At 40.4% G+C, this 22,075-nt stretch carries 21 protein-coding genes; 8 read left to right on the top strand and 13 right to left on the bottom strand.

Annotated elements, in window-relative coordinates; translation table 11 throughout:
* Nucleotides 1-350: 350 nt before the first annotated feature.
* On the bottom strand, nt 351-1,451 hold the full coding sequence (gene ychF, locus E0F88_RS03630; protein ID WP_131956720.1) for a redox-regulated ATPase YchF: 1,101 nt from the start codon (nt 1,449-1,451) through the stop codon (nt 351-353).
* 164 nt (nt 1,452-1,615) lie between these two features.
* Entirely contained in the window at nt 1,616-1,939 is a 324-nt protein-coding gene (locus E0F88_RS03635) for a DUF3276 family protein (RefSeq protein ID WP_131956721.1), read from the bottom strand.
* A gap of 268 nt (nt 1,940-2,207) precedes the next feature.
* Here E0F88_RS03635 and E0F88_RS03640 point away from each other — a divergent pair, with 268 nt between their 5' ends.
* The 3 genes from E0F88_RS03640 to E0F88_RS03650 are packed head-to-tail and all read left to right on the top strand — an operon-like array spanning nt 2,208 to nt 4,793.
* Nucleotides 2,208-2,675: a septal ring lytic transglycosylase RlpA family protein gene (locus E0F88_RS03640; RefSeq protein WP_131956722.1), complete on the top strand. Its 468-nt coding sequence runs from the start codon at nt 2,208-2,210 to the stop codon at nt 2,673-2,675.
* Nucleotides 2,676-2,679: 4 nt separating this feature from the next.
* Nucleotides 2,680-3,594, top strand: coding sequence for a DUF58 domain-containing protein (locus E0F88_RS03645; RefSeq protein WP_131956723.1), 915 nt, complete (start codon nt 2,680-2,682; stop codon nt 3,592-3,594).
* Nucleotides 3,595-3,644: 50 nt separating this feature from the next.
* On the top strand, nt 3,645-4,793 hold the full coding sequence (locus E0F88_RS03650; RefSeq protein ID WP_131956724.1) for a hypothetical protein: 1,149 nt from the start codon (nt 3,645-3,647) through the stop codon (nt 4,791-4,793).
* Nucleotides 4,794-4,831: 38 nt separating this feature from the next.
* On the opposite strand, the gene radA is transcribed toward E0F88_RS03650, so the two are convergent.
* The gene (gene radA, locus E0F88_RS03655) at nt 4,832-6,205 is read right to left on the bottom strand and encodes a DNA repair protein RadA (RefSeq protein WP_131956725.1); all 1,374 of its coding nucleotides are present in this window, start codon (nt 6,203-6,205) and stop codon (nt 4,832-4,834) included.
* Between the two features lie 163 nt (nt 6,206-6,368).
* Between radA and E0F88_RS03660 the strand changes: the two genes are divergently transcribed.
* Nucleotides 6,369-7,085: a porin family protein gene (locus E0F88_RS03660; RefSeq protein ID WP_131956726.1), complete on the top strand. Its 717-nt coding sequence runs from the start codon at nt 6,369-6,371 to the stop codon at nt 7,083-7,085.
* Nucleotides 7,086-7,187: 102 nt separating this feature from the next.
* On the opposite strand, the gene E0F88_RS03665 is transcribed toward E0F88_RS03660, so the two are convergent.
* Nucleotides 7,188-7,586, bottom strand: coding sequence for a LytR/AlgR family response regulator transcription factor (locus tag E0F88_RS03665; RefSeq protein ID WP_229213663.1), 399 nt, complete (start codon nt 7,584-7,586; stop codon nt 7,188-7,190).
* Nucleotides 7,587-7,975: 389 nt separating this feature from the next.
* On the opposite strand from E0F88_RS03665, the gene pheS reads away from it, so the two are divergent.
* Entirely contained in the window at nt 7,976-9,016 is a 1,041-nt protein-coding gene (gene pheS, locus E0F88_RS03670; RefSeq protein WP_131956727.1) for a phenylalanine--tRNA ligase subunit alpha, read from the top strand.
* A gap of 134 nt (nt 9,017-9,150) precedes the next feature.
* On the opposite strand, the gene E0F88_RS03675 is transcribed toward pheS, so the two are convergent.
* Nucleotides 9,151-9,882, bottom strand: coding sequence for an esterase family protein (locus tag E0F88_RS03675; RefSeq protein WP_131956728.1), 732 nt, complete (start codon nt 9,880-9,882; stop codon nt 9,151-9,153).
* A gap of 132 nt (nt 9,883-10,014) precedes the next feature.
* Entirely contained in the window at nt 10,015-11,445 is a 1,431-nt protein-coding gene (locus E0F88_RS03680) for a circularly permuted type 2 ATP-grasp protein (protein ID WP_131956729.1), read from the bottom strand.
* 343 nt (nt 11,446-11,788) lie between these two features.
* Here E0F88_RS03680 and E0F88_RS03685 point away from each other — a divergent pair, with 343 nt between their 5' ends.
* The 3 genes from E0F88_RS03685 (at nt 11,789) to E0F88_RS03695 (ending at nt 16,449) form a co-directional block, all read left to right on the top strand.
* Nucleotides 11,789-13,336 (top strand): DUF5723 family protein, encoded by a 1,548-nt coding sequence (locus E0F88_RS03685; protein ID WP_131956730.1) that lies wholly within the window; start codon nt 11,789-11,791, stop codon nt 13,334-13,336.
* 78 nt (nt 13,337-13,414) lie between these two features.
* Nucleotides 13,415-13,810, top strand: coding sequence for a peptide-methionine (R)-S-oxide reductase MsrB (gene msrB / locus E0F88_RS03690; protein ID WP_131956731.1), 396 nt, complete (start codon nt 13,415-13,417; stop codon nt 13,808-13,810).
* 119 nt (nt 13,811-13,929) lie between these two features.
* Complete coding sequence (locus E0F88_RS03695) at nt 13,930-16,449, top strand: penicillin-binding protein 1A (protein ID WP_374756305.1); 2,520 nt, start codon at nt 13,930-13,932, stop codon at nt 16,447-16,449.
* A 646-nt stretch (nt 16,450-17,095) separates the two neighbouring features.
* On the opposite strand, the gene E0F88_RS34000 is transcribed toward E0F88_RS03695, so the two are convergent.
* The 7 genes from E0F88_RS34000 to E0F88_RS03720 form a co-directional block, all read right to left on the bottom strand.
* The gene (locus tag E0F88_RS34000; protein ID WP_220466211.1) at nt 17,096-17,788 is read right to left on the bottom strand and encodes an ATP-binding cassette domain-containing protein; all 693 of its coding nucleotides are present in this window, start codon (nt 17,786-17,788) and stop codon (nt 17,096-17,098) included.
* A gap of 6 nt (nt 17,789-17,794) precedes the next feature.
* On the bottom strand, nt 17,795-19,318 hold the full coding sequence (locus E0F88_RS03700; protein ID WP_220466213.1) for an ABC transporter transmembrane domain-containing protein: 1,524 nt from the start codon (nt 19,316-19,318) through the stop codon (nt 17,795-17,797).
* Nucleotides 19,319-19,369: 51 nt separating this feature from the next.
* Entirely contained in the window at nt 19,370-19,891 is a 522-nt protein-coding gene (locus E0F88_RS03705) for a peroxiredoxin family protein (RefSeq protein WP_131956733.1), read from the bottom strand.
* Between the two features lie 6 nt (nt 19,892-19,897).
* The gene (locus tag E0F88_RS03710; RefSeq protein ID WP_131956734.1) at nt 19,898-20,524 is read right to left on the bottom strand and encodes a hypothetical protein; all 627 of its coding nucleotides are present in this window, start codon (nt 20,522-20,524) and stop codon (nt 19,898-19,900) included.
* 380 nt (nt 20,525-20,904) lie between these two features.
* On the bottom strand, nt 20,905-21,123 hold the full coding sequence (locus E0F88_RS03715; protein ID WP_220466214.1) for a hypothetical protein: 219 nt from the start codon (nt 21,121-21,123) through the stop codon (nt 20,905-20,907).
* 92 nt (nt 21,124-21,215) lie between these two features.
* Nucleotides 21,216-21,374 carry a hypothetical protein gene (locus E0F88_RS33575; protein WP_165939982.1) on the bottom strand — a complete coding sequence of 53 codons (159 nt, stop codon included), beginning with the start codon at nt 21,372-21,374 and terminating at the stop codon, nt 21,216-21,218.
* Between the two features lie 232 nt (nt 21,375-21,606).
* Nucleotides 21,607-22,050 carry a helix-turn-helix domain-containing protein gene (locus E0F88_RS03720; RefSeq protein ID WP_131956736.1) on the bottom strand — a complete coding sequence of 148 codons (444 nt, stop codon included), beginning with the start codon at nt 22,048-22,050 and terminating at the stop codon, nt 21,607-21,609.
* Between the last annotated feature and the right edge of the window lie 25 nt (nt 22,051-22,075).

The following is a 22,075-nucleotide window of genomic DNA, read 5'->3' on the forward strand; positions in this document are numbered from 1 at the left end:
TGAAAAATGTAGGGTACTGAATTAGCAAATAATGATACTGGTCACATTCATCTTATCATATATCGTTTTCCCTTGGTTTCTTTCTTGGCTTCTTAGAAAAGGAAGCAGACGAAAAAGGAACCTGGGTTACGTTATACTGATACTGTTCAGCCTTCTAAATCCATTTCTGTTTATTATTTTAGAAATAAATACAACAGATATAAAAGGATGTCTAACTTATCTCACAGGATACCTTTTCATTGGCCTTCTTCTTGCTCTCCTGCCTTCTTTACTTTACTACAACTGGAATAAAAAAATTCCCGGTAAACTTTAATGGTCCGCCGGGAATTTTTGCTGATGGTCTTCTTAAACTACACGTTAAACCTGAAATGCATAATGTCACCGTCCTGCACCACATATTCTTTTCCTTCAACGGCCATTTTACCAACTTCTTTAACGGCCGCTTCTGTTTTATATTTTTCATAATCAGCAACTTTGATAACTTCCGCACGGATAAATCCTTTTTCAAAATCACTATGAATAACACCGGCTGCCTGAGGCGCTTTCCAGCCTCTTACGATTGTCCACGCTCTCACTTCTTTGACACCAGCTGTGAAATAAGTAATCAGATTTAAAAGTTTATAAGATTCTTTGATCAGTTTACTCAAACCTGACTCTTTCAAACCGTATTCTCCAAGAAACATTTCATGCTCCTCCGGATCTTCTATTTCCGAAATTTGAGACTCAATCGCAGCACAAAGAACAATTACCTCCGCACCCTCGTGTTTCACTGCTTCGCGAAGTTTTTCCGAATATTCGTTACCCGTAAGCATCGAATTCTCATCCACGTTGGCTACATAGAGGACCGGCTTTACCGTCAATAACTGAAGATCGCCGATTACCGCTTCTTTTGTTTCCGGATCAATTTCCAAACTTCTGGCATTTTTACCAGATTCCAGTGTTTCTTTATACTTTTTCAGCCATTCGAGTTCCAATTTTGCTTTTGCATCACCAGCTCTTGCTCCTTTTTCAGACTTCTGCATTTTTTTCTCAACCGATTCCAGATCTTTCAGCTGAAGTTCGATATCGATAATTTCTTTATCAAAAACCGGATCAACACGTCCTTCAACGTGAACAACGTTTTCATCCTGGAAACAGCGGACAACGTGCACAATGGCATCTACTTCGCGAATATTTGCCAAAAATTTATTTCCCAAACCAGCTCCCTGGCTCGCACCTTTTACCAACCCTGCAATATCAACAAACTCAATGATGGTCGGTATTGTCTTTTGAGGTTTTACCAAACCGATCAAAATATCTATCCGCTCGTCCGGAACGGTAACAACCCCAACATTGGGTTCGATTGTACAAAAAGGATAATTGGCTGCTTCGGCTTTACCGGTAGAAATAGCATTAAAAAGAGTGGATTTACCTACGTTTGGCAATCCTACAATCCCACATTGAAGACTCATATTATAATTGTATGCAGTTTAAAAGCAGACAGCATTCGAAAAAAATGGAACGAACTGCCTGTCAGCCAAATAATAATTTCAATACAAAACTACTATATAGCCAGTACAAAAACCAAAAGCCTTCGCAATAGATTCCGAAGGCTTCTTTCAGGAAACGTAAAGTTTTACTCCCACTTCAGATCCGACTCTCCAATAACAGCATCCACTTCTTCTGTTTTGGCTTCGAACTGAGAAAAGTCTACTTCCGGCATCAATTCCGTTTTTACATGATCAACGGCGTCTTTTAATGCATCAACGAACTTGTCAAAATCTTCTTTGTACAAAAACATTTTGTGTTTCTCGTACGTAAAACCATCTCCCTGAGGATGACGACGGCTTTCTGTGATGGTAAGATAATAATCGTTAGATCGCGTAGAGCGAACATCGAAGAAATAAGTCCGTTTTCCTGCCCTAACCCTTTTGGAGTAGATTTGCTCTCTGTCTTCCACTTATCTTTTGTTTTAAATAGGTTTCCAAACGCTAAAATAGGAAGTTTATTGCTGCGAACAAAAAAACACAAATATATTAGCAATTAAGACTAATCGAAAAATTCACTTTTCGATAAATGTGTTGCACTTTAACGGCCAGGTATATACATTTCTCCAATAATTCTGTTACTTTTGAAATTCTGTGACTTCGTTTTCAAGTCTGTCACAAGTTTTAGAAGTAAAATAAGGTTACTTAAACCTTATTTATGTTCCATCAAAACCCTCAGATATGACTTATCCTCGGATTCTGATTCTCTTCCTTTTTGCCCTTGCCTGGCAGCCCGATACATTTGCTCAGGTATCGCTTGGTAAAACGGAAACCGGACGCGCCTCCTATTACTCAAGTCGCTTTCATGGCCGAAAAACTTCTTTCGGAGAAATACATAAAAGCACAGAGCTTTCCGCAGCGCATCGCTCCTACCCGCATAATACGATGCTTGAAATCACGAATTTGGATAATGACAAAAAAGTAATTGTTCGTGTAAACGACAGAGGGCCTTATTCAAAAAGCCGCCTTGTAGATATCAGTAAAGAAGCCGCCAACGTTTTAGGTATTGTTGCCAAAGGAATCGGGAACGTTGCAGTTCGTGTTGTGGGAATGGAAGGAATGGTTCTGCTCGACAAGGATGAAGAAATAGATCCGTCGTCCGGTAAGATAATGGCGATGAAAAATAAGGTAAAAGCACTAATTAAATAACCCTATGAGCGTCAGAGAACTGGATTTAACGAAAGTAAGAGCATTCGGGAATCTGGAATTTCTGGCAAAACAATTAGTCGAAGGTTTTATAACCGGGCTTCATAAATCTCCGTTTCACGGCTTCTCCGTTGAATTTGCAGAACATCAGTTGTACAATACCGGCGAATCGACCAGGTACATTGACTGGAAAGTTTTCGCAAAATCTGACCGGCTTTACACAAAACGTTACGAAGAAGAAACAAACCTGCGTTGCCATATTTTAATAGACACATCTTCGTCTATGTATTATCCGGCAGCAGATTTTGGCAAAATGACCTTTAGTGTCATGGCTGCTGCCAGTATCACCTACTTACTTCAAAAACAAAAAGACGCGGTTAGCCTGTGTACTTTCTCAGAAAACATTGAAGTACAAACAGCCGTAAAATCTACGCCTTCCCATGTTCACAAGATCATGCTGGAACTGAATAATCTGCTAAAAAGCGAAAAACCTATGCAGAAAACCTCCGTTGCTACGGTTCTTCATCAGATTGCAGAAAAAATTCACAAACGCTCTCTTGTTGTCATTTTCAGCGATATGTTCGATAACCTGGAAGAGGCCGACCGCATTTTTTCAGCCTTACAGCATTTACGCCACAACCTGCATGAAGTGCTTCTTTTTCATGTAACAGATAAAAAAACCGAGGAAACTTTCGCTTTTGAAAACCGTCCTTACGAATTTATTGATCTTGAAACAGGAGAAAAGATAAAGGTGCAGCCCGACCAGGTCAGAGAATCATATCAGAAATTTGTGGGAGACTTTTATCAAAAACTTAAACTGAAATGTGGTCAGTATAAAATCGACTTTATTGACGCTGATATTGCACAAGGCTTCGATCCGATCCTGATGGCATATTTGGTAAAGCACTCGAAAATGAGATAAATTTTTAAGACCTTTGACCGAAATCCCTGTCAATTCTTTCAGTCAACGTAATGAAAAGGTCCTTCTTCATTTCATATATTATTTGCCTGTCCGTTCTGATTTTTGCAGGATGCCAGTCAGCAAAAAAATCATTAAAGCGCGGCAATTTCGATGATTCCGTACTTCGGGCCGTTGACAAGTTAAAAGACAGTCCAACGCATTCTTCATCCATCGATATTCTTAAGCAGGCCTATCCGGCGGCGCTTGCACAGCATAAAGAAGATATTAAAAACAGCCTTGCTTCTGCAGACCAGTTTGTCTGGGAGCAGCGCATCAGTTCCTACACAACCCTGAACAAATTGTACAAAGCAATTAGTCAATGCAGCACATGCATGAAAATAACAAATGCCCAAAGCTTCGAAAATGAAGAACAAAGTGCAAGGAAAAATGCTGCGGGAATTCGTTACCAGCAGGCAGAAAAGTTATTAGCCGAAGGAGATCGGGAAAGTGCGCGAAAAGCATATGACCACCTGGAGAAGGCCGATGTTATCATTCCCGGTTTTATGGATGTAAATAAAAAACTGGATCTGGCTTATGAAATTGCTTCATTTAAAGTTGTGGTTGAGCAGGTTACGGTCACCTCAAAACTTTATAAACTGAGCAATGAATATTTTCAGGACCGGGTAGATGAGTTCCTTCGGACCAACAAACGGCTTAACAAGTTTGTGCGGTTTTACACGCCCAGGGAAGCAGCCGATTACAAATTGCAGCCGGACCATGTAATCACTTTGCAGTTTGATGATTTTGTGGTTGGACAAACGCTTCTTGAAAAAGATACTGAAACCGTAACCAGCAAAGACAGCGTTAAAGTGGGCGAAAAATCCATTGGCCGGTCCAAGGTACCTGTTTATGATAAAGTGACGGCGAAATTGACCCAAAATCGAAAAACCGTTCATTCAGCCGGACTGATGGATATGCAGATCCGTGACTTCAGAACCAAGCGAACTGTGGATCAGGAGAAATTCAAAGGTGAATATAACTGGATGTGTGAATGGTCGAACTTCAATGGCGATGAGCGGGCACTTACGGATGCTCAGCTCAAACTGTGTAAAAGTCAGGAATTGCTCCCACCACCTCCGCAGCAGCTGTTTGTTGAATTCAGCAAACCACTTTACGATAGATTGACGAACAAGTTACGAAGCTTTTACGCGAAATATTAAGCGAGACTTTCCAAGTCTTAGAGACTTGGAAAGTCTGTTTACTGATTCAAAAACAAATCCATAAAGAGCTGATCCAGATGCGCAACCGGAACGATCCTGATTTTAGATCTTTCCAGATCCAGGCCTTTGCTGTTGTATTTTGAAATATAAATTTTTTTAAACCCAAGTTTTTCAGCTTCCGTAATCCGGCTTTCGATGCGGTTAACTGCTCTCACTTCGCCTCCCAAACCTACCTCAGCCGCAAATGCAACGGAAGCCGGGATAAATTTATCTTCATAGGACGACACCAGGGATGCGATCACAGAAAGATCAATTGCCGGGTCTTCAACTCTTAAACCGCCGGCCACATTCAGAAACACATCCTGAACTCCCAACCGGAAGCCGCCCCTTTTTTCCAGCACAGCTAAAAGCATCTGTAAACGTTTGGAGTCAAAACCGGTACTGCTTCTTTGAGGTGTTCCGTATGTTGCAACGCTCACCAGTGATTGAATTTCAATAAGCAACGGTCGGTTTCCCTCCATCATCGAACCAATTGCGATTCCGCTCACCGGTTCGTCCCGCTGAGATATCAGTATTTCTGACGGATTGTTAACCTGCCTAAGTCCGGCACCGTGCATTTCGTAAATTCCCAGCTCCGAAGTACTTCCAAAACGGTTTTTTACTGTTCTTAAAATCCGGTAAGTTGTATGTCTGTCACCCTCAAACTGCAGCACAGTATCAACCATGTGTTCCAGCACTTTCGGACCGGCAAGTGAGCCATCTTTTGTAATATGGCCGATCAGAAAAACAGGAACGCCCGTGTCCTTGGCATATTTCATAAACTCAGCTGTACATTCCCGAACCTGAGAAACGCTGCCTGCTCCTGACTCAATATAAGCAGACTGCATGGTCTGAATTGAATCGATAACCAGAATCTGAGGTTTGAATTCTTCTATTTGCCGGAATATATTTTCGGTGTGTGTTTCGGTGAGAATGTAGCAGTTATTACTTTGTGATTCCATCCGTTCAGCCCGCATTTTTATCTGCTGTTCTGACTCTTCCCCGGATACATATAACACCTTTTTGTTTGAAAGCGTCAGCGCAATTTGAAGCATCAAAGTTGACTTTCCTATTCCGGGCTCCCCGCCTATGAGCACCAGCGACCCCTGAACAATTCCTCCACCCAAAACGCGGTTAAGCTCCTGGTCATCAGTAGTTATACGTGGTTCATTTTCATATTTAATTTCAGTAATCGCCTTCGGTTTACTTGCCAGATTAACCGATTTCCAGGTTACTGTTGGCTTTTTATCCTCCTTTTCTATAACTTCCTGAACGAGCGTGTTCCATTCGCCGCAGGAAGGACATCTCCCCACCCATTTGGGTGAATTGTACCCACATTCCTGACAGAAATAAGCAGTTTTAGCTTTCGCCATAAAGTTTATTAAAATTGGTTTGGTCTTTAAGGAACAACAAAATAGTACAAAAAATCGTCCATTACCGTTACCTTTCTGCCGTTAAATCAAAAAATAAACAGTCCGGGTATAGTTTTTTACTTTCCGGCGTTATTAACCGGTTTTACTATAATCAATATTATTCATGAACATCCTGACAAAATTAGCCTGCATCTGTTTGTTATGCCTTGTCGGTATAACCTCTGCTCAGGCGCAAAAGAAAGGCTTTGCTGTTGGTATTAAGGGAGGGGTGAATCTTTCGCGCCTGACGATGGGGGATGTTTTTACAACCCGTTATGACGACAGCGGTAACCCGTATTTGGGCTATGATGGCAAAACGGTGAAAGATAATCTGAAACAAAGCTTTAATACCAGAACCGGTGCAGTTGGCGGAATTTACATGAGGTTTGGACGTACTATATTTATACAGCCCGAAGTTCTCGTTTCCACCAAAGGAGGATCATTTGACATAATTCAGACTGACCAGGATATGCCCGTTACTAAAACTGTTAACATCAAATACAGTAACATTGACGTTCCTTTTTTAATCGGGTTAAAAGGAGGACCCGTTCGTATCCTTGCAGGCCCCGTTACATCCTTTCGGATTGGTGACAATCAGCGCCTGCGTGACGCCTTTGAACAATACACTTCCAATTTTAACGATGCACTTTCCCAAGCAACTTTCGGCTATCAGTTAGGAGCAGGACTTGATATCGGCAGCATTAGCCTGGATGTAAGAAAAGAAGGATCATTCACCAACCTGGCCAACTTTCAGGTGGATGGACAACCGGCGAGCGGAAATGCTTCGGTAAAACAAAAGATTACTTCATGGCAGGTTACACTTGGTTTTAAACTATTTTAAGAAACAGTCTCCGGCTTACCCCTAAAACAAAACGAGCAGCCTTCGATCCAAGCGATGGCTGCTGTTTTTATAAATAACCCACTAATTTAATTCACCAAAATTTTAAGCGCTGATACGCAAATTGGTATGATCCAGAATTCCTGTGATTTCTTTTATCTTTCTTCTTGAAACAGAAACTTCCTTCCCACATGACATCCTCAGCATACGATCATCCTCAATCCGCTCCACCACATAATCCGTATTGACAAGATATGATTTATGAACCCTCAGAAAATTTTCATTCAGATTACATGCCAGGGATTTCAGGGTTTTTGAAACAAGATATTTTTTCCCGTTGGCTGTATATATAAACGTATAATTTCCTTCACCTTCCATGAAGGTGATTGTATCCGGAGACAAAAAGATCGTTCGCCCCATGGATTGAACTGAGATATATGCGGAGTTAATACCTGCTGCTGAATCCGGCAGGTTTTGAAGCGGAAATGAAGCAAAAGTTTTCATATCAAAGTTGAATTGTGTTGATCTAAATTTCTGTATCAAATTTAGTATCGGGAAGGCCTGCAAAAAATACGTAAAACTACGTGCAAATATACAACTATTTGATATTCAGGTTTTTAATATTAGTTAATAAAACAAAAGACGTAACCAAACTTATCAAAACACGTAATTTTACGTATATCAAAAAAGCTCCAAAAATCTGGTATTTTGTAAGAATTGGCCATCTCTTCCGAATTTGCCACCCGTAGCCGTTGAACATTATTTATATTTGCACCTGTTTTGATAACAAACACCGGTGTTTTCTCTGACAGTGTACGCAGAAAAATGAAATTTTAGCAGTGAAAAGGATGTTTTCGGATTGAGAATTTCTGATTCCTATAAACCATAATAATATGATTACCGAACGGGTAAAAGAGTTAATATCGGAAATTGAACAAACAGAGGTTGCTAACAAAGAACAGCTGGAATCTTACCGGATGCGTTACATCAGTAAAAAAGGTGTTGTAACTGAACTGTTTGACGGACTAAAAAATATACCTCAGGAAGCCCGCAGGGCTGTTGGCCAGGAGTTAAATGTTTTGAAAAATCTAGCCCAAAACCGTTTTCAGGAGTTTTCAACAGCCATGGAAAGTTCTTCGGATGCTAACCCGGTACTTGATTTTGACCTGACTTTACCGGTTGTTCCAAATCAGCAGGGAAGTTTACATCCACTGACGATCGTTCGCAGGCGTATCATCGAAATTTTCGAACGTATGGGATTCAATGTCTCCTATGGTCCTGAAATTGAAACTGACTGGTACAATTTCAGCGCGCTTAATTTTGCGGACAATCACCCTGCCCGCGAAATGCAGGATACCTTTTTTATATCCAAAAGTGAAAATGCCGTAAAGGATGACGTTTTACTTCGTACGCATACATCCAATGTTCAGGTGAGATTGATGGAAAGACAAAAACCACCAATCCGCTCAATTATGCCGGGACGTGTGTTCAGGAACGAAGCCATTTCTGCCCGTGCCCACTGTGTTTTTCATCAGGTTGAAGGGTTGTATATTGATAAAAATGTGAGTTTTAAAGACTTAAAAGACACGCTTTATCATTTTGCCAAAGAGATGTTTGGTAAAGATTCAAAAATACGTCTTCGCCCTTCTTATTTTCCTTTTACCGAACCCAGTGCGGAAATTGATGTAACCTGTTTCATTTGTAAAGGCGTGGGATGTAATGTTTGCAAACACACAGGCTGGGTAGAAATCGCCGGATCAGGCATGGTTGATCCAAATGTCTTGGAAAATGTAGGTATAGACAGTGAAGAATACACCGGATTTGCTTTCGGCATGGGAATCGAACGGATCACGATGCTTAAATACGGCATTAACGATCTTCGTTTGTTTACCGAAAATGATGTGAGATTTTTGCGTCAGTTTGAGGGAGCATGATTTTGAGATGTGAAATGTTAGATGTGAAAGAACAATACATTTTACATTTCACCTCTAACATTTTACTCATTACATCTCACCTTTCACATTTACTCATGTTACGTGTTACGTGTTACTTCTTACATTTTACATAACTAAAATCTGGTTTCCAGATAATGCGGAAGCATCTTGTTCCAAACCCACCACTCGTGAGGCATATCTGTTCCCCAGATGTCAAGTTCGTTATGAACATTCTTTGAATTCAGAATAGCTGAAATCTGCCGTGAACATTCAGGCATTTCGTAAGCCCCTGATCCGCTGATAAAATGAATGTGCCTGCTTTGGCGATACAACGACAGATGCCATTCTGCCTTCAACTGTGCCAGATAATGAACCGGTGAATTAAAGTATACATTATCATCATAATACCCATCCGTATAAGCACTCAGATCATAACATCCGCTCATGGCAATGATCCCGTTTATGAAATCCGGGTGTCTGAAAAATAAATTAGCTGCGTGAAAAGCGCCGAAAGAAGCACCGCCTGCAATAATCTCGTTGGTAGGACTGCTAGTATCTTTGATGAAAGGAATTACTTCCTTTATAACATAATCATTGTAAGCCTGATGCCTGACTGCCTTATCATAGCCATGCATGTAAGGATTAAGCCAGCTTTCTGAATTGATACTGTTGATACAATAAACTTTTACTTTTCCTGAGTCTATAAATGGCCTGATGCTTTCTATAAGACCATTTTGCTCGTATTCAAGATAGTCGGAAGCTGCGGTTGGAATTAATAAAAGTGCAAAGCCATAATCACCGTACACGGCAACCTCCATATCCTTATTCAGTGAGGGACTATGCCAACCTGTGATTTCACGTTGCATGGTTTTTGGTTTTAAATACTACAATTATTGTTTAACAGTTCCGGCAAACTTAATAATCGGTATAATAAACTCCATTCGAGAGGTCATTACACCGAAAATGTCAACAGCCCGCCAGCAACTGTTAACAGTAACTTAATATAAAACCCAGGTATCTTTTCCTCCCCCGCCCTGAGAAGAGTTTACCACCAGTGAGCCTTTTCTAAGAGCAACACGCGTTAGTCCTCCAGGAATTACACTAATGTCATCTCCATAAAGAATATATGGCCTTAAATCCACATGCCTTCCTTCTGCATGGCCATCTACCATACAAGGAACCCTTGATAGTGAAATCGTTGGCTGGGCGATATAGTTTCTTGGGTTGTTTCTAATCTTTTGTCTGAATTCCTCATGTTCTTCCGCAGTTGCTTTTGGCCCGATAAGCATACCATATCCACCGGCTTCATTCGCTTCTTTTACAACGAGCTTTTCGATGTTGTCCATTACATATTCGAAATCCTCCTTTTCGCCACAGATATAGGTCTGAACGTTGGGAATAATAGCTTCTTCCTGAAGATAATATTTGATGATCCTTGGCACGTAGGCGTAAACAACCTTGTCGTCCGCAACACCGGTACCTGGTGCATTTGCCAAAGCTACACGACCTTTTTTATACACTTCAAAAATTCCGGGAATGCCAAGAAGAGAATCAGGGTTAAACGCCTCCGGATCAATGAAGATGTCATCCATACGTCTGTAAATTACATCAACAATCTGTAATCCATTCGTAGTTCGCATCTTTACATATCCGTCCGATACTACCAGATCTCTTGTATCGACAAGTTCCACGCCCATTTGCTGAGCCAGATAGGAATGTTCGAAATAAGCAGAATTATAAATGCCCGGAGTCAAAACAGCAATTGTCGGATTAGGCCTGTCTGCCAAATGCTGAAGCATTTGTAAAAGACGGGTCGGATAATCGGAAACCGGCCTTACGCCTGTTCTCGCCAAAACATCAGGAAATATCTGTTTCGACAATTCACGGTTTTCCAGCATGTATGACACCCCGGAAGGACAGCGAAGATTATCTTCCAGAACCATAAACGTTCCGTCGTCTCCTTTAATCAAATCTGTTCCCGTAATATGGCACCAGATTCCTTTTGGCGGTTTCAGTCCGATACAGGGTTTCAGGAAGCACTTACTCGATTCGATCAATTCACGGGGTACGACGCCGTCATTTAATATATTCTGATCATTGTAAACATCATCAATAAACATATTCAGCGCTTTGATACGCTGTTTTAAACCTTTTTCCAGCCATTCCCACTCCGCGTTGGACAACACCCGGGGAATGATATCAATGGGCATGATACGTTCTGTTCCTTCCCCTTCTGAGTAAACATTAAAAGTAATTCCCATCGACAGCAAAGCACGCTCCGTGGCAAGCTGACGGTTAGTCAGGTCCTCGTTTGTCAGATTTTCAAATTTGTTCTTCAGATGCTCATAGCCTGAACGGATCTCTCCATCGGGGCCAAACATCTCGTCGAAGAAATTTTCAGTTTGATAGTCGGAGAATGAGAAATTCATACAATACAAAATTTGAATAAGTACATAACAATAATTTACAGAACAATATATGGTCATTGTTTCAATTTACAAAATTGACAACCATTATATGTCAAACCCAGACGCTGTAACTTCTTCTAAAATAGCACTTATTATTTTCGATTTATCTTAATATTTTAAAATCAAATTGTGTAACCCAATCGCCTCAATGACCTTATTATAGAAAGATTCATTAAAACCATGCCTTGAAATGCAGGATAAATATTTATTTTTCATAACCTTGTATTCGTTGCAAGTGCGTTTGCCAGGCCTTTTCTTTGCACATAGATAATGAAATTAGTAGGTTCACCGTTTTAACCGCACGATGTATAAAATTCTGCCGCTGGTACTTATTTTGTTTTTTTGCTCCTGCTTCCGGGGTATTTCTCAGCACCTCCCGGGCGTGGCTATGAGTAACTATGCGGGTACCAACGCATTATATCACAATCCTGCCTTTGTATCAGACAGCCGGTACAGTGTTCATGTTAACTTAGTCGGAACACAATTCTACACGGCTAACAATCATGTTAAATACGATGCTCCCTATTCTTTTTTGGGTCTGATCACCAACACAGTTTCCGACAAATACAGAAATGAAAAAGGCGCGCTGTTGTTTCCAAGATCTTATCTAAAGGAAAAATTAAACGGAAACAATAAATATCTGAATGGCGGTGGTGACGTCAGGCTGCCTTCCATCATGTTTTCGCTTCTTAAAGGGCGGGCTGGTTTAGGAATTTCTACAAGAGCGAGATATATGTTAAATGCCAGCGGGATTACTGAACCCATGGCTAGACTAATCAGCAAAACCACAAGACTGGAAGAGTTACAGGGGCCGATTTTTAATGGCCAGTCGGGAAGATTACATTTTAATGTTTTGGGAGAAATTGCTCTGACCTTCGGAGGCACGGTGATTGACAATGAAACGGATTTTCTTAAGGTAGGCGTAACGGTAAAAAGATTGCTTGGACTTTACAATGCGCATGTTCTGATCGACAACTCATCTTACAATATTCTTCCTGATCCATCCTGGGCAAACAAACGTCAGCTGATCAATGTTAGAGACATCAACGTACAATACGGGATTACCAGAGATGAAGGATTTCAAAATATAAGGCCTAGCCCGGCCTGGCTATTTGGCAATGCATCTCCCGGACGCGGCTGGGGTTTTGATCTTGGAGCAGTTTATGAATATCGCCCCGATGTAGGCAGGATGACTTACACAGAAAGAGGGGTTAGGAAAACGGATGCTTCAAAAAACAAATATCTGTACCGCGTAGCTGTTTCGCTGACTGACATTGGAAGAGTGCGTTTTAACAACCCCAATTATGTTTTGCAACAGGATGTACACACGCAAAACAAAAGGCTATTATATGACACGTTTCAGAAAATGGGAGGATCTGAGGGAGCATTCACCGCAGTTAACACCTCACTTGGGGTTAGCGGCTCGCTTGCCCCGGACTTTCAATCTGTACTCCCCATGGCTTTTCAGGCAAGCGTAGACTACAACGTCAAACCTAATATATACGTAAATACACTCTGGGTTCAGAATCTCGTTCCTCAAAGTGCTTTTGGTATGAAGGCTGAATCCGTAATCGCAGTTACGCCGCGTTACGAAAGTAAATGGTTTGAAGTATCTGTCCCTTTTACGTTAATGAACCGGTATCGATCTCCTTCGTTTGGCCTGGCGGGAAGGGCAGGACCACTTTGGATTGGCACAGATCATATTACCGGCCTGCTGAATATCGGAAATCCAAAAGCGTTTAATTTATATTTTGGCCTGTCGGCAGGATTATTCCGAAAACCGCCAACATCACAAAATAAATGCTGGCCTCCCGAAGATTCCTGGTTAAGACGTCTTTTCAGCAAACGATAATCGCCTGAAAACTGTTATCTGATATGGCAGCATGCTTTTTGTAGTACATGTGCTATTCAGAAACTAAAACAATAAAAAATGAGAGAGATAGAAAAAAGCAAAGAGGAATGGCAATCGGAACTGACAGGGCAGCAATGTTTTGTTTTGTTTGAGAAGGGAACGGAACGCCCGTTTTCTCACCCATTTAATGATAATAAGGAAAAAGGCACTTATGTTTGTGCAGCATGCGGAACGCCATTATTTTCTTCTGAGACAAAATATGAATCAGGATCAGGCTGGCCAAGTTTCTTTCAGCCTATATCTTCGGAAAACGTTGAAGAAATTACCGACAGGAGCCATGGCATGGTTCGTACCGAAGTCGTTTGCCGCAAATGCGGAGGACACCTGGGTCATGTTTTTAATGATGGCCCCAAGCCTACCGGACTGAGATATTGCATGAATGGCGTTGCAATGAAATTTGATAAAACAGAATAGAATAGTTTTTGTAAAAGCCGGACTTGACCAGAAATGTCCGGCTTTTCTTATCTTTGGACACTTACGAACCTTAACGTTTGATGGAAGTTATCAGATCGTTTTTTATTAAAATCAAAAGTATGTTCCAATTAGTTGGAACACAGACCTCCACGTTTATCAATTTCATTTTCTATAAATTCTTTTCGCTTTTTGCCGGAAAGGAAAGGACCGATGCATACCTGAATTCCTACCGGAAAAATAAAAATTCATTCAGCGACTGGTGGCATAGCAAGTTTGACAAAAACTCAGCTTATTATAAACCCGTTTCCATTATCTGGAAAACTTTTGTTTACGGCTTTTTTGGAGTCGTTTTTTATATTTTTTGTGTAGAAACAAATTTCCTCTGGCTAATGGGAAGTATGCCCAGTGTAGAGGATCTTCAAAATCCAAAGATGAACCAGTCATCGGAGATTTATACTTCGGATGGAGTAATGATTGGAAAATTTTATACGGAAAACAGAACACCTGTAGCGGCAAACCAGATTTCTCCAAATCTGGTTAAGGCGCTGGTTGCGACAGAAGATATCCGGTTTTACAAACATTCCGGAATTGATTACAAGGCTATGGTAAGTGTTGCTCTTGGACTTGCTACCGGCGGAACAGACCGGGGAGGTGGCAGTACCATTACACAACAACTTGCCAAAAAGCTATTCAAAACACGTAAAAGCGGGGCAAGAGGCGCGCTGGGTTACGTTCCGTTACTGAGCACGTTAATCTATAAAACGAAGGAGTGGCTGACGGCGATTAAACTGGAAAGGAACTTTACCAAGGAAGAGATCCTGACGATGTACTTTAATACCGTAGATTATGGTAACAATACATACGGCATAAACACAGCCGCGAAGTCTTATTTTAGTAAATCTCCGGACAGCCTTAATATTCAGGAATCTGCCGTGCTTGTGGGTTTACAAAAAGCGACGACTACCTACAACCCGATCCGAAATCCCAAGAAATCACTTGAAAGGAGAAATGTTGTTATTTCCCAAATGCAGAAATATGGCTATCTGACCATAAAACAGGCAGATTCAATCAGTGCTTTACCTATTGAGCTCAATACCAAATTTGAAACTCCTTACGACGGGAATGCAAATTATTTCAAAAATGCGGTTGTTGATTTTGTAAAAAAATGGGGTGACGAGAACGGTTATGATTTATATACCGACGGCCTGAAAATTTACACAACCATCGATTCACGTATGCAGGAACATGCCGAAGAAGCGATGACCCAGAAAATGAAACAGCTTCAACGGGTGTTTGAAGATCACTGGGGTAAACAAAATCCATGGGTAGATGAAAACGGAAAGGAAATTCCGGATTTCCTGGCAAACGTTGTCAAGCGTACATCAAGATATAAATCTCTCGCAGCTAAATTCCCTTCCAGCCCGGACAGTGTACTTTTTTATCTTAACAAAAAAGACACCATGACGGTGTATGATTGGAAGAACAGCAGTGAGATGAAAAGATACTGGAGTTCGATGGATTCCCTGGATTACTATAAACGGGTTTTGAGAGCAGGAATGATGGCGATGGATCCGCACACCGGGCAGATTAAAGCCTGGGTTGGTGGTCTTGACTATAATTATTTTAAGTACGACGCTGTAAAACAGGGAAAAAGACAGCCGGGATCTACCTTTAAGCCTTTTGTTTATACTACCGCTATTGATGATTCAACGTTCAATATGAGTCCCTGTGACCAGATTGAAGACAAACCTTTTTCTAAAAAATATATTGAGAACGGAGAGGAAAAGGAATGGAAGCCAAGAAATGCGACCGGATACTTTACTTATTCGAATATGACGCTGCGCAGGGCTTTGGCACAATCTGTCAATTCTGTTACGGCAGAACTTACAGATGAAGTTGGTCCGGCCAATGTGGTACGTTATGCCAAGAAAATGGGAATAACTACACCCTTGGAGGCGATGCCATCTATTGGGCTCGGGCCATTTGATGTATCCCTTTATGACATGGTTGCCGCGTATAGTGTTTTCGTGAATAATGGAACGTATACGGAGCCAATTCTGGTAACTAAAATCGAAGAGAGCAACGGTAAAATTGTAGAAGAATTTCAACCGGAACATCGCCAGGCAATTAGTCCCGAGTCTGCATTTCTGATGGTTCACATGCTTAAAGGTGGTGTGGAAGAACCCGGCGGAACATCGGGAAGTATTAAATGGCGGTTTGATGTTGCTAAAAATGGTAATGAAATCGGCGGCAAAACCGGAACCACATCCAACAACTCAGACGGATGGTTTATGTGTATCACACGTGACCTGGTGATCGGCGCATGGGTCGGCGGAGACGACCGCAGTATTCACTTTCGAACGACCAACCTCGGAGAAGGGGCAAAAACCGCTTTGCCAATTGTCGGTAGTTTTCTTGAAAAAATATATAGGGACAAATCCATTGGCTTAGAGCCGGGACCATTTCCAAAACCTAGTTTTAAGATCAATAAAACGTATCTGTGCCCTACCTATTACCAGCCAAGTCAAAGCGACTCGCTTGATATAGAAAGTGACAGCACCGGCTCAGGCAGAAATGAAGAAGATGATTTAATCGGGCCACCTCCGATTCCACTGGATACGAGCAGGAGGAATGAGTGATATTGGCTTAGACTTTCCATACTTAGACTTTCCAAGTTTTTAAAACTTGGAAAGTCTTCAATCAAGGCGTCGCCGTTTAGGAACTTGATAAATCTTTTTTAGGATTACCACCCTTTTAATTATTTCTGCCGGAAGATTTTCTTCTGTATTCAATAGAAGAAAAACCACCAATCAAAAAGAAAATTATAGCGGAAATAAGATTAGCTATAATGAGGATGCAGTATTCTGTCCTTGTTAGTGAAATTCCTTGTGAACTTCTTACGATCCTGTAAAGAATACAACCTGCTACGATTATAAAAGCCAAACCCTTCAGCAGCCGAAAAAGTATCGGACTCATCGTCTTGGAATACTTAAAATCCTTTTTCCTTTTTGCAAGCAAAACAACGATTGCCATACCGGTAAGAAATCCGAATGCCAAATCTAAATATTTAGAATAATGCATGTTAACTATCTTTGCTTTTAAAGAAAGATCTGACAACTGTCCAAATACTGACTACAAGCATTCCTAAAAGGTTAATCTGGTTAAGTTCCTTTTTTAAAATCAACAAGATATATAGGTTGTTAATCACAATACCGAAAATCAGTATTTTTACAAAAAAGATTAATCCGTTCCTGGTCATACTTTTAATTAAAGGTTGGGTAATCTTCATATTGCTATTTTTATCGACAACGGCAGTTCTCTCCAAAACCTACTATACAAGCTTTCAGATTCAAGTAAGTCATCATGCGATCCCGAGGCTACAATGTTGCCTTCTTCCAGCACATACATGCGGTCGCAAATTCGCGGAAGCGTATGCAATCGGTGAGAAACATAAACAATTCCCATTTTTGATTTCAGACTTATCAAAAGATCCAGAACCTTTCGCTCACTTTGTGCATCCATCGCGGAAGTAGCTTCATCCAAAAGTAATAAAGTTGGTTTTGAAAAAAGTGCTCTCATCAGCCCAACCCATTGCTTCTGCCCGCCGGAGAGATTCAACCCTTCCTCACCGACCAATGTTGACAAACCTTGAGGTAATGTGTTTATAAAAAAGAGAAAAGGCTCTTGTCCGAAAAAATGGCTTATCTCCTCTTCATTTGCTTCTTTACCCAAAAGTATATTTTCAAGGATCGTTCCGTTAAAAATATATACTTCCTGAGGAACAGCAGCAATGTGGTCCCGCCACGATGACAAAGATAGAGCATCAAGGCAAAAGGAATCATTGACTATAATCTGACCAGATTCGGGTGTATAAAAGCGCTCAATTAATTGTATGAGCGTTGTTTTCCCGCAACCACTTTCTCCAATAATGCCTACAATTTCTCCTTTTTTTATGTAAAGTGAGAAATCGTTTAGCAATGCTTTTCATCCCGGAAAGCGAAAAGTAATATTTTTTATTTGCATTGATTCAAAAGCGAAATCTGCATTAGCTATGTCTGAAACCAGAGATTCCGGCTCCAGGGAAGTAAACTCAAACATCCGCTCAAAGGCAATTCTGGCCTCATTGATTGGAACTGCCAGCAACGCCAGACTTGCCACCGATGGAAGCAATGAAGAACTCACTCCCAAAACGGCCATTAACTCGCCCGTCTTAAGATTTCCCTGTAACACCTGATAACTGGTGTAGGCCAAAATACAAATCAGCATGATAACCCCGGCAATGGATGCATAAACATTTAAACGAAGCTGAATTTTACCCAAATCAAAAATATGATTTTGAAAAACTCCGTAAACCATTCTGTTTAAACGGCTGAAAACACCCTGCCGGTTAAAAGATTTAACGGGACGGATTCCCTGCAAAGTATTGATATAATTGCTCTCATTCAATGCGTATGACGACATGACCTGCCTTTGTTTTACACTGATCGGATTTCGAAAACTAAAAATTAAAAAGAAATAAAAGGGCAAACATACCAACAAAGCTGCTGCTACCTGCCAGGAATAAAAAAACAGAAACCCTATTGAAACAAAAACAACAAGAATATCAATTAACACCTGCCCGGCCAGCTGGCTTACCACCTTTTGAATGCGTGCCGTATCATTCATCCTTGCAACCATATCACCCGTTTTGCGGCTGTCGAAAAACAGCTTTGGGAGATTGAGCAAGTTGTCATAAAAGTGCCTTATAATACGGTTGTTAAAATCTCTCGACTGTCGAATTAATATATACGCACGCAAATTCTCGAGCCAGATTCTGACAAGCAAAAGAAAAGTCACCAGTCCGATGCCGGCAAATAACTTCATGTAATTTTTAGAAGGTAAAATGTCGTCCACAAGCTTTTGCGAAAAGACCGCCATCACCATTCCCAATATGGCCATCGTCAATCCAAGTACCGCCGCGGCTATCAGCAATCCCTGATCATCACGAATTAAATTGATAAACCAGGTTCTCTTTTCCTGATTCTGCTGTTCTGCCTGTTTCAGGCTGGCAGTTGGCTTTATCGTCAGGCACTTTTTAGACTGCCAAATTGCACCCAATTCTTCATCGCTCAACTCGATAATTCCCCTGGCCGGATCTCCGATAACGTGAACCACCGGATTCGCTTCATCTTTCCGGTTTGTTGTTTTATATTTTGCGCTATACCCATACCAAAGCACATAATGCTCTAAATTTCCTTCCACCAACACATGTAAAATGGTCGGTTGATTGTGTTCCTTCAGATCAGGAATTTCCGCTTCACAGCCTTCTGCATCGAAACCGATTTTACCTGCTGCTTCGTACAAACCCAGTAAAGTGGTGCCCTGCGTGCTTGTTCCACTCAGCTCCCGTAAACGTTCCGATGAAATGTCACCACCGTAGAACCTTAAAACGGAACGAAGACAGGCAACGCCGCAATCAGAAGAGTCATGCTGGCGTACAAATGTTTTTTTTAGGTGTGTGTCTGACATGTGGATGGTGTGTGTATTCTAACCTAACTGGCTGGCAACTGGCTAAAATTGTTAAAGCATCGTTCCGGCGTAATCTTTCAAAACCGTTTCTACCTTCACCACGCCTTTGTACTGCTTTATTAAAGTCCCATTGGAATCATATAAAAAAGAAGCCGGAAAAGATGTAACATTAAAAGTAAGAAAAGCTGCATGATGCGTATCATTTAGAACTTGAACGTGTGGTAAGCTATTTAATCTATATTTTGCGGCAAATGCCGAAAGTGAATCAAGCGGTTCTGCGGATACCAGCCATATCTGGATATCCTTCCATTCTCCGGCTTTTAAAATATTTTCAGTCTCCATCCGACAGTATTCGCAGTTTGTATCGAAGAAAACTAACCAGAGCGGTTTACCGGAAATATGCTTATTGGTGATTTTCCTTCCATCAATGCTATTAAACGAAAAAGGAGAAAGTGTTGAAATCCTGGCGGATACTTCTGCTTTTTTTCTGGACTTTGTATATATTCCAAAGCTCAAATATCCCAGAATAGCAAGTATGAAAACAACAGCTAGTGTTCGTAAAAACTTTTTCATAGCTGATCAGGTGTACGTAAGGGTTAAAAACATGACAAAAGCAACCCAAATAATAAGCCCAGTACCATAGCCCGACATGACTACTGTCATTGAACGGTTCATATCCAACTCTGGTAATTCCTTGGAAAGTAAATAAGCCAGCACGACCCAGTACATCGCTTCAAATACGTTGAGTACCTGCAGGGGATATATCAACCAGGGCTCTAACGACAAAGGATCAAAGATGCTGAGCACCGAAAAGGGATGAAAATATTGCAAATCCTGTAAAGTATAGCTAGTCTGGATGAAAAGAAACCATAATAATTTAAAGACAGTCGGAATCAAGAAAACGAATTCCGCCATTACTGCTATATTAAACATTCTTTTAAATTCAAATCTGTTGAATACAAAGAAAACTCCTAATGTTAAGCAAAGTGCTACCAACAAACACTTTATAATGTATACTATCAGTACCAATATATACCCTACCCATTCCCATTTTTTTCCTTTGGCAAGTAATTCTTGTATTTGCTCATAACTCAATTTCTCTGCCAGACTATTAAAGTAAAGAGAATTGGAAACAAGAGTATTCTTGGTTACAACAGTTAAAGTCAATGATATTAATAGCAATAGCCATAACAACGGATTCTTCATAATTGCCCGTATTTTTCATTTAGTTTTATCAAATTAATTTAAAAAACCTTATTTCTTTAACTCTTTAATTTCATTCCTTAGTTTTTCAACATCCCTTTTTAGGCGTAACAAGGAATCAATAAGCCAAACAATTGTCAAATACAATCCGGCGGTCATGATGGCCATTCCATCTTCTATATTACCATACATTCGAAGAAAACACCCAATAAAAAAAATCAGCAATCCAATAATTAGGAGTATAATTTGACGATTCATAATATAAACTAATTTAGGCCGGTTATTTCTAAAAAGTTGTATTCTCAATCAAATACATATTAAGAATACAACTTTTATTTCACCCTTTAACTAACATGTAAAAATGGTTCATTAAAACCAAATAATTATCTCAAAACCACTGGCGAATTAAAATTAGGACTTGGATCCACCCTTGTAATACCGTCAAAACAGCCAGCACCAAATGCGCCAGCAACGGTTCCAACCGCCCATCCCCATTGTTGAACGGCTGCATAGCCCAATGTTATCCATCCTAAAGATAGACAAGTTCTGGCGGATACACCACCTTGCAAACTCGTCATTACATTACAATTTATTCTTTTCATATTAAATTAACTTTAAAGTTTACTGATTAAAACATGTATAACACTTGAAAAATCAGACGCAAAACGAATCCAAATAACAATATCACCTGGATCTAATTTTGCCAACACGCAATATTCCAGGCTATGTTGTTAGCCATCCCCGAAAAAGTACCAGAAGTAGCAAGAGTAATAAAAGGTACAAAAAAACAATGACGCGTTAATTTGCTTCCACCAGTTATTTTATCACTTTGTTCAACAGTTATTTTCTTCATACAATAATTTATTGATTGCATTTAAAAATCCTCCCAAATCATTTCTCACGCGTTTTGGGATTCCGCTTGTGCTACGTAGCATTCGTCATGACCCTACAAATATATTACATAATTTTTTCCAAAAACAAAACTAATTTCACCTCTATTTGTGAGGTGAAATTTAGTTCGATAAACAATTAATTTGCAAAATTATTTCTAACAAATTCATAGCCAGCACAAGAATACGTTATAATTATCCCAGGAGAATACTGTTAAAATACGCCAAGCCAAATAATGTCTTTGACGAACAATTATATTTAAATAATTGAAATTTGTCTTTAAGGTTATAGCTATTTCCTCCTTCCGTCTCCTGCATATCGGTAACAGTTAATTTCTTGAAATTTACATCAGGAATATGCTCTGTTAGTAATTGTGGAAATAGCAGCCTGCCCCATTCTAATAAAATGTCCCTATTAGTAATTGCAAAACACTGCAGTGACTTATAGCCTTTAATACCCAGCTTTTTACCAATACGATTTTTGTAATTATCGATGCTTTTTGGGAGGACACCCAGTTCAAGGGAAATCTGCTTGGAATTTAAGCCTGATGCAACTAAAAATAAGACGCTATGTTCCGTTTGGGAAAGCGTATGCAGCTTCTGGTGCGGAGGTATTGTACGTGTGTACTCTTTTTTCATTTTTGTTGATGAAATGTTTAAGACA

It is taken from the genome of Dyadobacter psychrotolerans, assembly GCF_004349265.1.
Lineage (GTDB): Bacteria > Bacteroidota > Bacteroidia > Cytophagales > Spirosomataceae > Dyadobacter > Dyadobacter psychrotolerans.

Coding starts and splice junctions, on each gene's coding strand:
- radA (WP_131956725.1), bottom strand. CDS start 6,205: ATGGCGAAAGCTAAAACTGCTTATTTCTGTCAGGAATGTGGGTACAAT.
- E0F88_RS03680 (WP_131956729.1), bottom strand. CDS start 11,445: ATGAATTTCTCATTCTCCGACTATCAAACTGAAAATTTCTTCGACGAG.
- msrB (WP_131956731.1), top strand. CDS start 13,415: ATGAGAGAGATAGAAAAAAGCAAAGAGGAATGGCAATCGGAACTGACA.
- E0F88_RS03650 (WP_131956724.1), top strand. CDS start 3,645: ATGAAAAGGTCCTTCTTCATTTCATATATTATTTGCCTGTCCGTTCTG.
- pheS (WP_131956727.1), top strand. CDS start 7,976: ATGATTACCGAACGGGTAAAAGAGTTAATATCGGAAATTGAACAAACA.
- E0F88_RS33575 (WP_165939982.1), bottom strand. CDS start 21,374: ATGAAGAAAATAACTGTTGAACAAAGTGATAAAATAACTGGTGGAAGC.
- E0F88_RS03645 (WP_131956723.1), top strand. CDS start 2,680: ATGAGCGTCAGAGAACTGGATTTAACGAAAGTAAGAGCATTCGGGAAT.
- E0F88_RS03705 (WP_131956733.1), bottom strand. CDS start 19,891: ATGAAAAAGTTTTTACGAACACTAGCTGTTGTTTTCATACTTGCTATT.
- E0F88_RS03710 (WP_131956734.1), bottom strand. CDS start 20,524: ATGAAGAATCCGTTGTTATGGCTATTGCTATTAATATCATTGACTTTA.
- E0F88_RS03700 (WP_220466213.1), bottom strand. CDS start 19,318: ATGTCAGACACACACCTAAAAAAAACATTTGTACGCCAGCATGACTCT.
- ychF (WP_131956720.1), bottom strand. CDS start 1,451: ATGAGTCTTCAATGTGGGATTGTAGGATTGCCAAACGTAGGTAAATCC.
- E0F88_RS03665 (WP_229213663.1), bottom strand. CDS start 7,586: ATGAAAACTTTTGCTTCATTTCCGCTTCAAAACCTGCCGGATTCAGCA.
- E0F88_RS03675 (WP_131956728.1), bottom strand. CDS start 9,882: ATGCAACGTGAAATCACAGGTTGGCATAGTCCCTCACTGAATAAGGAT.
- E0F88_RS03660 (WP_131956726.1), top strand. CDS start 6,369: ATGAACATCCTGACAAAATTAGCCTGCATCTGTTTGTTATGCCTTGTC.
- E0F88_RS03685 (WP_131956730.1), top strand. CDS start 11,789: ATGTATAAAATTCTGCCGCTGGTACTTATTTTGTTTTTTTGCTCCTGC.
- E0F88_RS03715 (WP_220466214.1), bottom strand. CDS start 21,123: ATGAAAAGAATAAATTGTAATGTAATGACGAGTTTGCAAGGTGGTGTA.
- E0F88_RS03695 (WP_374756305.1), top strand. CDS start 13,930: ATGTTCCAATTAGTTGGAACACAGACCTCCACGTTTATCAATTTCATT.
- E0F88_RS03640 (WP_131956722.1), top strand. CDS start 2,208: ATGACTTATCCTCGGATTCTGATTCTCTTCCTTTTTGCCCTTGCCTGG.
- E0F88_RS03720 (WP_131956736.1), bottom strand. CDS start 22,050: ATGAAAAAAGAGTACACACGTACAATACCTCCGCACCAGAAGCTGCAT.